Here is a 12,654-nt window from a genome sequence, read left to right on the forward strand (position 1 = left end):
GCTGTCATTCAATGAGGTAAAAGCGCAGTACGTCGTCTTCTACACGCACGTTTTGGCCAGCTTTTGAGAACAGAACCTCGCGCCAATGATCGTTACGCATGGTATGGCTTAAGTCTTCCTGCTTAATTTGCTTTTTAATGGCGTTGTTAATGAGAGGGATGTGGTAGTCCAACACTGCTTGTTTCGAGCCAGATAAATAGACCTTTAGATAGTCTGCAGCCATATCGGATGTGCCGGCGCTAAACAGTGATAACGCTGATTTTAAAGAGCCACCAAGCAAAGAATTAACGCTTTTGGGGAAGAGTCGCGACATCAGAAATTGCGTGTCTTTAATCAACGCGTAATCATCGTTAACTAAGGTGACGCTATCAGTGGCAACGCCAGTCAAATAGAGTGTACTCATATTTTTGTCGTAATAGGGTGAAGCCGACACGGTAAATACAACATGAGCGCGATAAATAGTCGTGGTGGCAACCACAATATTAAGCGCAGCGAGGCACTGCAGACCAATACGGTTGCTTTCACTATCTAGCGTGATATTTCCTTCAAGCACGGTAACCGTGCCAGTTCCCATGGGGATATCGAAAGTGAATGAGTAAGGAAAGCTGCCTTTTACGAGGTCATGAAGCTCTGATTTCGTGAAGTCGTCGTGCGTCAGCTTGCCCCATTTCACAAGCCATTGTGAAAGGTAGACTTTACATTTGTCTTTAAACGATAGGTTTTTGGTCAACGTTCATTCTTAGCCTAAATCTACTAGGCGGTGGCTTGTTGTTAGTTTTTTCAGAGTAGGGGGCTACTTCGATATAGCACTTAAGTTATCAGGATTATTAGATTTTTTAAATCTTACAATTTAAGTCTTTTCTTGGCGAAGTGTTGTTTGGTAATCTGGTCGTACCACAACGTTTTTTTAACATTTAATAGTCTTGCCCTCAAGGAGTTGGCGAAATGAGCGAAGTACTGAGCAAATACGATTACATTATTGTAGGCGGCGGTTCCGCAGGCGCGGTGCTTGCCACCCGTTTATCAGAAAACCCCGCGTTAGATATTTTGCTATTAGAGGCTGGCTCAAAGGACACTAATCCGCTTATTCATATCCCGTTTGGGTTGTCTTTACTCAGTAGATTTGAGGGGATTGGCTGGGGTTATCACACAGCACCCCAAAAAGAGATGTATGACAGAGAACTGTTCTGGCCCCGCGGTAAAACCTTGGGCGGCAGCAGTTCGGTTAATGCGATGTGTTATATTCGCGGGCAAAAAGAAGACTACGACCGCTGGGCCAATGAAGAAGGGGCCGAGGGCTGGTCATTTGAAGATGTGCTGCCTTATTTCAAACGCTCTGAGAACTTTGAAGAAGGTGCTGATGAATACCATGGCACAGGCGGCCCACTCAATGTTAGCAAGCTTAGGCATACCAGCGTGCTGTCAGACGCATTTGTGAACTCAGCGTCGATTGCAGGCTATCAACAGCTCGACGACTTTAACCGAGACGACAGGGAAGGGTTAGGGTATTACCATGTTACGCAGGCCAACGGGCAACGCTGTTCAACGGCGAAGGGGTATTTAACGCAGGCCAAGCATCGCAACAATTTAACTGTACTTACTAGAGTCGCAGCCGAAAAAGTGCTGTTAAAAGAGGGGCATGCAATTGGCGTTCAGGTACGTGAAAAAGGCGTAGTAAATCGCTATTTTGCTAAAAGCGAAGTTATCCTGTGTGGCGGCGCGATTAATTCACCACAACTTCTTATGCTTTCAGGTATAGGACCCAGAGCAGAGCTAGAAGAAAAGGGGATTTTTGTTCAGCAAGATTTGCCTGGTGTGGGTCAAAACTTACAAGACCATCTTGATGCAATTGTACAATATACTTGTAAAGCGAGAGAGGGCTATGCCGTGGCGTTAGGGGCCTTGCCTTCCTACGTAAAAGCCACCGCAGACTATGCGTTTAGGCGCAAAGGTATTTTCTCGTCCAACATTGCCGAAGCAGGTGGCTTTGTTAGCTCAAGCTTAGCGACACAAGGTCCAGACATCCAGTTTCACTTTCTACCGGCAATTTTAAACGACCATGGAAGACAGTTAGCTTTTGGTTACGGTTATGGCCTTCACGTATGCTGTCTATACCCCAAAAGCCGCGGCACTATTTCGCTTCAAAGCAACCATCCTGCTGATCAAGCCCTTATTGACCCCAATTATTTGACTGCAGAGGAAGATCAGCAAGTCATGATTGAAGGTGTGCGCATTGCCCGTAAGCTGCTATCTGCATCAGACTTCGACAAGTTCCAAGGCAGTGAACTATATCCTGGGGTAGAAGCACAAACAGATGAAGAAATTTTAGAGTTTTTACGTGAGCGTGCTGAAACCATCTATCACCCAATTGGTACCTGTAAAATGGGCAGTAATGACGATGAGATGGCAGTGGTTGATACCCAATTGCGGGTAAGAGGTATAGCAGGTCTTAGAGTGGTAGATGCTTCTGTGATGCCCAGCCTAATTGGCGGCAATACCAATGCGCCCACCGTCATGATTGCTGAACGTGCTGCTGAGTTTATTAAAGCGACGCACGAAGGCCAGCCAGTATCTATGGCTAAAGCGGAATCGGCGTAACTAAAAAAGTGCTACGAGCGAGTCTTCGTCTCGCTCTGGCAATTCATCCGTTATAAGCATCCATTTGCTTTTGCATAAACAAATCTGCTGCACAATCACACATTTCCTCGATATGACTGCTGTCAGCGTAGATACCATCAATGAGCAATCGTGCAATCCCGTGTAACGTGCCCCAGGTAACCTGTGCGAGTCTCAGCGCATCCTGATTATTTGGGAGAAGCCCTTTATCTTGCCAATAGCGCGTCATCGTCACCTGAAACTGAAAGCAGGGAAATGCAACCTCTTTCAGATCGTTGGTCGCCGCTTGGTTTTGCCATATAGTGCGACCAAACATCAATTCGTACATCTCTGGGTTATCGGCAGCGTAGCCAATGTATTCGTGCACGAATTCGCGGAAACGTGCCTGCGGTGTTTTGTCTTCTTGTTCGAAGATTCGTTTAGCTGCGGTATGCCAATCGCTAAAGCCTTTGGCTGCAATGGCGCTTAAAAGCGCACTCTTGTCCTTAAAATGGTGATAGGGCGCAGTACGTGACACTCCGGCATCTTCTGCCAGCTTTCTGAGAGATAAACTATCAACGCCGTATTCTGACAGACGCGCCGTTGCCGCCTCTATCAGTGCGCTGCGCAAGTCGCCGTGATGGTAGCTTTGTACTGCATTAGCCATAAACCCGATGTTTCCATTTTCAAAATTAAGACGAATAGATAACGTTTTATCTTGACACTGTCAACATAGCCTTTTATCTTGACGCTGTCTAGTTTGCAAATTTGTTAACAGGAACAGCCCAAGGAGACAGCGCAAACCATGAAGTACTCTACATTAGAAGTAAACCAAGAGGGTCATATTGCCCACGTAGTACTAAACCGCCCCGACGCAATGAACAGCATGATCCCAGAGTTCTGGACCGAATTGCCAGCGGCTATTCGTGAAATAGACGATGAAGGCAACGCCCGTGTCATTGTTATTTCATCAACGGGTAAGCATTTCTCTGCCGGTATGGACTTATCGGTGTTCCTGAACATGAAAGAAGACTTTAAGGGCTACCCGTCGCGCAGAGCAGAGCGTATGCGCCGTATGGTGATGTTGCTTCAAGATACCTTTACCGCCATAGAGCAGGCACGTATGCCGGTTATTGGTGCCGTGCAGGGCGGGGCAATTGGTGGTGCAGTAGATTTGCTTAGTGCATGCGACATGCGCTATTGCACCCAAGACGCCTTTTTCACCATAAAAGAAACCCAGTTAGGTATGACGGCGGACGTAGGCACACTTCAGCGACTTCCAAAACTCATTCCCATTGGCATAGTTAAAGAACTGGCTTATACCGGGCGCAACTTTGGTGCCGCAGAAGCGCAGCAACTTGGCTTTGTGAATCAGGTATTCGATGACCAAACTGCCATGCTAGACGCGGTAATGAAAATAGCGCAGCAGATTGCAATGAATTCGCCGTTAGCAGTTTCAGGCACTAAGACTATGATTAACTACGCGGTAGAACACACGGTGGCAGAGAGCTTGACCTATATGGCCACATGGCAAGCGGGCATGTTCCAAATGGAAGATGTGTTTAAAGCCATGGAAGCACAGAAAACCAAAACGCTGCCGGAATATCCGCCATTACACCCAGCCATTAAGAAAATGAATTCGTAAGTGAATGTAATTCGTTGAATTACATAGCGCCTTCAGAGAATGAGCGCATTAGATAAGAATATTTAAACAGGCTTTTTAACGGCTTTTACCAAGCCAAAACGACTTTCAGGAATGTATCATGAATCAGACCGTTACCGATCATCCCGTTTACCCTCATTTATTTCGTCCTTTAGACTTAGGCTTCACTACCCTAAAGAACCGCGTGCTCATGGGTTCTATGCACACGGGCTTAGAGGAATTACCCGACGGCCATAAACGTATGGCGGCATTTTATGGTGAACGTGCCAGAGGTGGCGTAGGGCTTATCGTTACAGGTGGTATAGGACCAAACGAAGAGGGCGCTACCCATCCGTCAACGTTTCGTTTAGATACAGACGAAGCGGTGAAAAACCACAAAGAAGTGACTGACGCGGTGCACATTGCTGGCGGTAAAATCTGTATGCAAATTCTGCACACGGGCCGCTATGCGTATAGCCCAAAGCTAGTGGCACCATCTGCGGTACAAGCACCAATTAACCCGTTTAAGCCAAAAGCACTTGAAGCTGACGAGATTGAAAAGCAAATTAAAGATTTCATTACTGCCGCAACTCAGGCTCAGCGCGCGGGTTATGATGGTGTTGAGATCATGGGGTCTGAAGGCTATTTCCTTAATCAGTTTATTGCAAAGCGCACAAACCACCGTGACGATCAGTGGGGGGGCGAATACGAGAACCGTATCCGTCTGCCTATTGAAGTGGTACGCCGCGTGCGCGAGGCGGTAGGTAAGAACTTCATCATTATTTATCGCTTATCGATGCTAGATCTGGTGGAAGGTGGCTCTACTTATGATGAAGTTGTGCAGCTTGGCAAAGAAATTGAAAAAGCCGGTGCGACTATCATTAACACCGGCATTGGTTGGCACGAAGCGCGTATTCCAACCATTGCCACTAAAGTACCGCGAGCGGCATTTACGTGGGTTACCGCAAAATTCAGAGAGGCGCTTTCAATTCCAGTGATCACATCGAACCGTATCAACACGCCTGAAGTGGCTGAAGAAGTGCTGTCTCGCGGCGATGCTGATATGGTGTCTATGGCACGTCCATTCTTGGCAGACCCTGATTTTGTGCGCAAAGCCCAGCAAAATAAGGCCGACGAAATTAATACCTGTATTGGCTGCAACCAAGCCTGCCTTGACCATGTTTTCAACGGCAAAATGACCAGCTGTTTGGTAAACCCTCGTGCCTGTCACGAGCTTGAAATTAACGTAAAACCAGCAGAAACCAAAAAGCGTGTTGCAGTGGTAGGTGCGGGCCCAGCTGGATTAGCAGCGGCAGTGACTTCTGCCAAGCGCGGTCACGACGTGGTGATTTATGATGCATCTAGTGAAATTGGTGGTCAATTTAATATCGCCAAACAAATTCCAGGCAAAGAGGAGTTCTACGAAACGCTGCGTTATTTCAAGCGCCAAATTGAGCTTCATAAAAATATTACCCTTAAACTCAATACTTATGTTGATGCGGCTGCGCTAAACGACGAAGGTTTCGATGAAGTGATGATTGCGACGGGCATTAAGCCGCGCACGCCTGCGATTGAAGGCATTGAGCACGAGAAAGTGCTGACCTATATCGAAGTATTGAAAGAAAAGAAACCCGTTGGCAATAAAGTGGCCATTATCGGCGCTGGTGGTATTGGTTTTGATACCGCTGAGTACTTGTCTCATGGCAAAGAAACGCCAAGCCAAGATATTCCAGCGTTTATGAAAGAGTGGGGCATTGATATGACCTTCTCTGCTCGCGCAGGCATTGAAGGCGTTAAGCCGCAGCCTGAGCCATCGCCAAGAGAGATTTTCCTATTGCAGCGCAAGACAACCAAAGTTGGCGCAGGTTTAGGTAAAACAACGGGATGGGCACACCGAGTAGGCCTGCTTGCCAAAGGCGTGACCATGATCCCAGGTGTAAGCTACGATAAAATTGATGACGAAGGGCTACATATTACGGTTGATGGTAACAGCCAAGTATTGCCGGTAGACAACATTATCATCTGTGCAGGCCAAGAGCCGATGCGTGATATCGTTGAAGGTTTAAACATGCCTTATCACTTAATTGGTGGTGCTGATGAAGCGTTAGAGCTAGACGCAAAACGCGCCATCGACCAAGGTACGCGCGTGTGCGCTGCGGTTTAACGAGCTAGTAAACCCAACCTTGTTAGCATTATAAGCGCCTCATGAAGAGGCGCTTTTTTTGTCTATATTAAAAGTGAACCTGTTGTGGACTTTTGTAATGACATAGACCTGTTATTATCGTTTTCTTTTTTTGAGATAAACATGGCATACAGCAGCACCCAAGACTTAGTTCAAGCAGTCACTAATTCCCCAGATACTATCGAATTTAACAACGTTATCACGCTCGTTGATAGCGCATTTGTTTTCACGCCCACCGCTTTCACTAATGGTGACGTGAAAAACGAAGCCAATCAGAACAATGGCTCTTGCAAACTGCTCGCACTCGGTCAGCACTTAAACCTAAACCAAGCGCAAACCCTAGCCTTATTTGGGCGTTTTTATCGAGAAGACGTGCTCAATAATCCGAACGGTAGCGATCACGCTAATATCCGCAATTTTATGAAAACGGGGCATGAAGGGGTGGTGTTTGAGACGTTTCCTTTGGTACCAACTCCTGCTATGTAGTGGTTGAATCTAGTATAGCTCGGCCGCTAGTTTCCCTCACAGTCAAACTGAGGGAGCAGGCTATTGTCTCATTTTTGATTGAAAAAAGAGGGTTGAGGCATCATCGCCGAGTTTCCGTGACAACGACAAGCCTAGTTTAACAAGAGAGCTGTCTGGGGTTGTGATAATGACATTTTTCAAAATACTAATCCCAGTTTCAGTTTCTCCGATACTATCAAGTGCAAGTGCATAGATATACCAGTTTTGTGGATTATCCGGTGCAAGTTCTGTGGCTTTCTTAAAGTAAGTAATCGCAGTTGGCTTTTCTTGATTTCGAATATAAAACATCCCGAGAGCGTAATTAAATAGATCGCTTTCGGGCATATTTTCTGTCCCATTTAGTAAGATCTGCTTTTCCAACTGTGTTTTGTGTTGAGTACGGTAAAGCTCTGCAAGATTTATATAGTTGGCTTCAAAGTATGGGTCTACTCTGACACCTTGTTTTAATAATACTTCTGTCTGACCAACATTTCCTAGTTGGTATTCAACTAAACTTTGATTCAGGCTACCTTCACCACGCCATTGATTTACCTTATTTGACAGCGTAAGTTCCGACAGTGCGCTCTTAAAGCTTTTACTTTTTTTATCGGAGCCAATTAGGTTGTTTGCCGCCGCAATGCGAATGGCTCTATATTGGTCATCAAGCAGTTTGACATACGATTTCATCCGTTCATGAAGTGGAAGAGCTCGGCCGGCTTGCGCTGCTGCTAATCTAATTAGCGGTTCATTACTTTGAATGAAATGTCGTAAATCTTTGTTACTGAGCGGCTGATTTGTTAAAGGGAGCATGGTTATCGCCGTTGCTCGCTTTATTACAGGCAACGATGCTGAATGTGCAATACGTAATATAGCTTGATTGCTAAAACTATCGCCGTGCATAAGTGACACGTAATCTTCTTCAATACTACTTAGCGTAGAATCTCTTCCGTACCATTTTGTTAGCTGCTTCGATACCCACGCGTTGTCTTTGTTATGGCAATTCAAACATGCATTGGGTGAACCTGTTATAGCAGAAACCTGCGGAGTTGGAATACTGAAGCTATGATCTCGTCTAGCATCAACCCCCATATAAGTGCGGCTAGGCATATGGCAGTTTATGCACTGATTAGCACCTTCACTTTCAGCATGTCTACTGTGGATTTTACCTTGATACGTGGCGACTGAGTGGCATTGCAAGCATAAGCCGTTACCTTCTATTTTAAGCTTCATAGAATGGGGATTGTGGCAGTCATTGCAGTTAACGCCTGCCTCATACATCCGACTTTGCAAAAACGAGCCATAAACATACACCTCTTCTCGAATCTGGCCGTCAGCAAAGTAAAGAGGGGAAAGCAGCAGCGAAGGGGAAAACTGGTCTAAGAAAGGCTGCTGTGGCTCGATACCATCAGTAAGTGCACTGCGAAGTGAATGACAGGCGAAACAGGTATCCATAAACGAATTGTCCCGGGAAGCTGGAACAAATTCGCCATCTTTTTCTTCATGCCATGTCGCAATACGACTTCCTTCTTTTAACAGCCATTTTCCTAGCGACTTTTGCTCATTTCGGGATAACGTGGGAGAAGTATTGGCAAGCGTGGTACCTGAACTTTTGTGAAATTCATCAGCAGGTTCACTTAAGCGGTAGTGGTTCCCCTCGTTTTTCTCAAATTCACTGTTTTTAACGTCAACGTGTGACAACATCTCGCCGTGGCAAGATTTACATGAGACGTTGATTTCATCAAACTGGCTATTAAATGAGAGGGAGTCAGTATCAAAATTACGCGTTAAGCCGCTAGAATGGCAGTCAGCACACATACCGTTCCAGTTTTGCAATGGTTGTTTCCAATGCAACCTGTCGTTGGGCGCTATATCTTCTGATGAATAATTGGGATACCAGCGTTGACCGCCTTCTTTCTCGTCACGTGCATCCCATGCGAAAGGAAAAACCTGAAATTGCCCGTTCTGTGTTTCTACTAGATATTGCTGCAGCGGATAGTGCCCAAAGACATAGGTGATGGGGTAGGTTGTTGTAACACCGGCTTCAGTTAATTTTGCGAAGAAATCGCCACCGTTTTTGAAGAAGTACGAGGTTTGTGTGAAGTGTGTGATGGTCGCTTTTTCAAAGTTACCAAGTACTGACGAGTCGGTAGCATGGTCCATCGCTTTGGCATGGTCAGATATTTTCCACTGTACAACTTGCTCTTTGTGGCAGTTTACGCAATTTGCTGCTTCTTGTGCTTGTGCAACAACAAAGATATTTGTTGTTAGCGTTAATAAAACGAAGAGTGAGAACAACCGCGACACTACTACATCCATGACTTTCGATTACAGCTAATATTTTATCACAATATTAGTTTTTATATTGCACGCTTTCATTGATTAGAGTGTTACTCATCACGCTCTGTCAAAATCAACTCACTAGACTGGGGCATTATTGCAAAGTCAAACTGACCTAGAACGTTCATTCCCAACAATCCGTCGGCATCGGGTAGAGCGTCTTCGGGCAGCACGATGGCAGAAACATCGTTGAACTCGTAGCCAGCAAAGTAAAATCGGGGTATTTGTACCAGAGGGGCTTCAATGGTTCCTGACGCGGTTCTAATGTTGAAGTTACCAATGAACGTGAGGTTTCGCATACGGCCTAAACGCGCAAAGAGTCGCGATGATATTGCGGTGGTACTGGCACCCGTATCTAAAATCATGGTGGCTTTTTGGTTAAGCGCCTTTACATCAAGGCGATATTGATCGCCAATGCGCTCTAAGGCTACACGGGTTTGATAACGTGCGGCTTCAGCGCCTGTTGGCTCTATTTCACTCTTGTTCGGCGTAGCGTCTGCGTTGGCAATATCGCGCATTTCATAGGCTTTATTGCGAATGATATTCGCGTCTCTGTCGTTTGATGGAAGGGCAGCAAGCACGTCTTCCATTAACGTAAGCTTTTGCTGATAAGCGTACGCTTCAGCCAAATTAAGGGTGTAGTGCCTAGCGTCAGGTATGCGTTGATACAGTGGCTCATTTAATCTGGCAACCAATTCCCATTGTTCGTCTTGACTTAACTGCGTCTGCGCCTGTTGATACAAAGTGGCAATTTTTGCGTCAATAAATGAGAGAGTTTCAGTTGAAAGAGGCAGTTCGGCCAAGTCGTAGTAGTGCACTATGGCCGTTGAAAGAGGCTTGGTTAACTCAATCAGTTCACCCTCTAGCAACAACAGAGATGCGTTGAGCGGGTCATATTTTAAAAGGTTTGTTAATTCAGTGGCGAGCAACGCGTATTGTTCGTTATTGAGTAGGGTAGTCAGTGACTCTAATTGCTCTTGATTAACGAGTGGTGAAGAGGTGCGTAGATCGTCAAGTGCGTTGGGTGCCGTGTTAGTGCCTGTCATAGGTGAAAAGTTGGCGGGAGAGCGTTCATTGTTGAAGGGCTCAGCTTTTTCGTTTACCTGAGTTTCATCCACCAACTGTGCTTGGGTTTCTAGCTGCTTGTCACTATCTAAACGGTGTTCATAACTGGCCTCTAGTGCATAAGCTTTATCATTGTGCTGCTTTAAACTAAGCCATTGGTAAACGTTTATGCCTAACGACACAATAAGGAAGAGCGAAAGCACTATCGCTAGCCACGTTTTCATTGCGCCACACACGCTTTGCCATAGATGTCCACGAATTGTTTAGGCATTCGCTTTGGGGCGCCAGTATCAAGGCTAACACATACGAATGTGGTCATAGCATCAAATACGGTTTTGTTTCGCTTTGGGCAGATAAATTGAAACTGGCGTTTCAAAGTAAGTTTGCTGTCGCAATGCACTATCCATGTAGCGCATTCTAACGTATCTCCAAGATGTGTTGGCAGGTGGTAGTTTAGCTCGTGGCGCTTAATGACCATGCCACGGTTAAGCGATTGATAATCGGCAAACTGCAAGCCAAGCGCGTTTGAATGGGCCCATGCTAGGCTTTCTAATTGCGACAGGTATGCCACATTATTAACGTGCTGATAGTGGTCGATGTGCGTTTCATCAATATGCCACTGCTGCACATAGGGGGCGTCTAACATCCAATTAAGCGTTGGGGTGCTCAAATCTTTTCCTTATTCATATTTTTGCTTTGATCTACTCTGCTTCTTCACGTTCAGGCATTGTGCCTCATACCACAGGCAGGGGATTATCTTCAGGTAACGTTAAATCATCGCTTAACAATAATTGCATTATCGCTTTTTCTCTCACCAATACGGGGTCAATAAAGCTCTGCACGTCACCTATCGCTTTAAACGCATCAAACCCTCGTTCCAAAAATTCATGCAATGCGAGTAATCCTGCTAATTTAGCTGGACGACGGGACAGTGAAATTAACATACCTATACCACGAATTTTTATAACGTCGGCGAGTTGATCGCCCAAATGGGAAATTATGTCGATTTGATGCTTTCTATCCTCAATTCTGCCCACATTACGATACGCCAAAGCGTAGTTATCTCGGTTGATAGGTTCTCCGGGAAAATGGCTTTGTAAGTACTGAGCCATCGCCATATCTAAATCGAACGATAGTGCATTTAACGACAATGCGTCGTCCATAGCGTTCATAGCTTTGTCAGGCAATACTTTTGCGAGCTTCGGAATGACTCGCACTAAATCAGCGTCCCGTTGGCTAAAATCTTTTGGCCCGTACAATTCATCTACAAAAAAAGCCATGGCTTTTTGGTAACGTTTTTGCTGTGCTAAATCGTCGTGCGTGACCAGTAAGCGTTCGCATTGCCAGTGTTGCAATTGATGAATGACAGGCATTACACCCAACTGATTGGCTAAGTCACGAAGGGCATTGACCCGATGAATATGTTTAATTATCTCTTGCGCCAAATGACAAACTCCCTGTTGAGATAGTGTGGCTAATTCGTTGTTGTAAACCTAGATTGACCTAAGCAAGCGAGCCTTTCAAGTGAGAAGACAAAGTTTTACTGGTATACTCCACCGCCATTGAAATAGCTCTGTTATGTAGAATTTATTAGCCGCCATGAACATCGCAAGTCATCACGCATTGTTTGCCAAGACTGAAACTAAAAATACCGATACTAAAGGCTCAAACGTTGGAAGCCTAAAAAGTGAATATCCGGGCATGCACCGAGAAACGACTACGGGGTCGGATCACTCAGAAGCAGACGTTGATGTACCTGTGTTAATCGCGTTGTTTAATTCGACATTTGAAGATTTTAATACGCGTTTGGTTTTAGGTGATGACGAACCCATTTACATCCCAGCAGACAGCGCAACACCTTATCATCAAGTCGTGTTTGCTCATGGATTTTTTTCAAGCGCTTTGCATGAAATTGCGCACTGGTGTATTGCGGGTGAAAAGCGTCGACTATTAGAAGATTACGGTTACTGGTATTGCCCAGATGGCCGCGATGCATCACAGCAAGCTGACTTCGAAAAAGTAGAAATTAAGCCCCAGGCCATTGAGTGGGCGTTTACAGAAGCAGCAGGAAGAAAGTTTCAGGTAAGCACGGATAACTTAAACGGCGCTGAGCCCGACAGAGAAGGTTTTACGCGAAACGTAGCCGCACAGCTTGAACGCTATAAATCTGAGGGCTTTCCGCCTCGGGCTGAACAATTTATTAATGCGCTGTCATCTGCGTTTGGTAAAGGTAAGTCGTCTGGTTCATGTAGCAGCATAATAAATAGCACGGTAACAGACACGTCAAAAAATACGCTAACAGCAAATTGGGTGGCGGGATAGGAGTAGA

At 45.6% G+C, this 12,654-nt stretch carries 11 protein-coding genes; 5 read left to right on the forward strand and 6 right to left on the reverse strand.

The window, feature by feature from the left end; all coding sequences use genetic code 11:
- Positions 1–4: 4 nt before the first annotated feature.
- Entirely contained in the window at positions 5–730 is a 726-nt protein-coding gene (locus MHN00_RS16250) for a DUF1439 domain-containing protein (RefSeq protein WP_239301787.1), read from the reverse strand.
- Between the two features lie 215 nt (positions 731–945).
- Between MHN00_RS16250 and MHN00_RS16255 the strand changes: the two genes are divergently transcribed.
- On the forward strand, positions 946–2,598 hold the full coding sequence (locus tag MHN00_RS16255) for a choline dehydrogenase (RefSeq protein ID WP_239301789.1): 1,653 nt from the start codon (positions 946–948) through the stop codon (positions 2,596–2,598).
- A 43-nt stretch (positions 2,599–2,641) separates the two neighbouring features.
- Here the strand turns inward: MHN00_RS16255 and MHN00_RS16260 are convergent, their stop codons facing one another.
- A complete protein-coding gene (locus MHN00_RS16260; RefSeq protein ID WP_014949985.1) occupies positions 2,642–3,262 on the reverse strand; it encodes a TetR/AcrR family transcriptional regulator in 621 nt (206 codons plus the stop codon).
- A gap of 138 nt (positions 3,263–3,400) precedes the next feature.
- On the opposite strand from MHN00_RS16260, the gene MHN00_RS16265 reads away from it, so the two are divergent.
- From MHN00_RS16265 to MHN00_RS16275, 3 genes are all read left to right on the forward strand, one after another.
- Complete coding sequence (locus MHN00_RS16265; protein WP_239301791.1) at positions 3,401–4,240, forward strand: crotonase/enoyl-CoA hydratase family protein; 840 nt, start codon at positions 3,401–3,403, stop codon at positions 4,238–4,240.
- A 118-nt stretch (positions 4,241–4,358) separates the two neighbouring features.
- Positions 4,359–6,401, forward strand: a complete 2,043-nt coding sequence (locus MHN00_RS16270) for an NADPH-dependent 2,4-dienoyl-CoA reductase (protein WP_239301793.1) — start codon at positions 4,359–4,361, stop codon at positions 6,399–6,401.
- A gap of 141 nt (positions 6,402–6,542) precedes the next feature.
- Entirely contained in the window at positions 6,543–6,905 is a 363-nt protein-coding gene (locus MHN00_RS16275; protein ID WP_239301795.1) for a HopJ type III effector protein, read from the forward strand.
- Between the two features lie 60 nt (positions 6,906–6,965).
- Here MHN00_RS16275 and MHN00_RS16280 read toward each other — a convergent pair whose 3' ends face one another.
- The 4 genes from MHN00_RS16280 to MHN00_RS16295 all read right to left on the reverse strand — a co-directional run bounded on the left by MHN00_RS16280 (position 6,966) and on the right by MHN00_RS16295 (position 11,770).
- Positions 6,966–9,227, reverse strand: coding sequence for a multiheme c-type cytochrome (locus MHN00_RS16280; protein ID WP_239301796.1), 2,262 nt, complete (start codon positions 9,225–9,227; stop codon positions 6,966–6,968).
- 83 nt (positions 9,228–9,310) lie between these two features.
- On the reverse strand, positions 9,311–10,549 hold the full coding sequence (locus MHN00_RS16285; protein ID WP_239301797.1) for a retropepsin-like aspartic protease: 1,239 nt from the start codon (positions 10,547–10,549) through the stop codon (positions 9,311–9,313).
- Positions 10,546–10,995: a thioesterase family protein gene (locus tag MHN00_RS16290; RefSeq protein WP_039225244.1), complete on the reverse strand. Its 450-nt coding sequence runs from the start codon at positions 10,993–10,995 to the stop codon at positions 10,546–10,548. The genes MHN00_RS16285 and MHN00_RS16290 overlap by 4 nt, the downstream gene beginning before the upstream one ends.
- A 64-nt stretch (positions 10,996–11,059) precedes the next feature.
- Positions 11,060–11,770, reverse strand: coding sequence for a hypothetical protein (locus MHN00_RS16295; RefSeq protein ID WP_239301798.1), 711 nt, complete (start codon positions 11,768–11,770; stop codon positions 11,060–11,062).
- Between the two features lie 154 nt (positions 11,771–11,924).
- On the opposite strand from MHN00_RS16295, the gene MHN00_RS16300 reads away from it, so the two are divergent.
- On the forward strand, positions 11,925–12,647 hold the full coding sequence (locus MHN00_RS16300; RefSeq protein ID WP_275444369.1) for an elongation factor P hydroxylase: 723 nt from the start codon (positions 11,925–11,927) through the stop codon (positions 12,645–12,647).
- Positions 12,648–12,654 lie beyond the last annotated feature (7 nt).

This window comes from Alteromonas sp. Cnat2-8, assembly GCF_022348355.1.
GTDB lineage: Bacteria > Pseudomonadota > Gammaproteobacteria > Enterobacterales > Alteromonadaceae > Alteromonas > Alteromonas macleodii.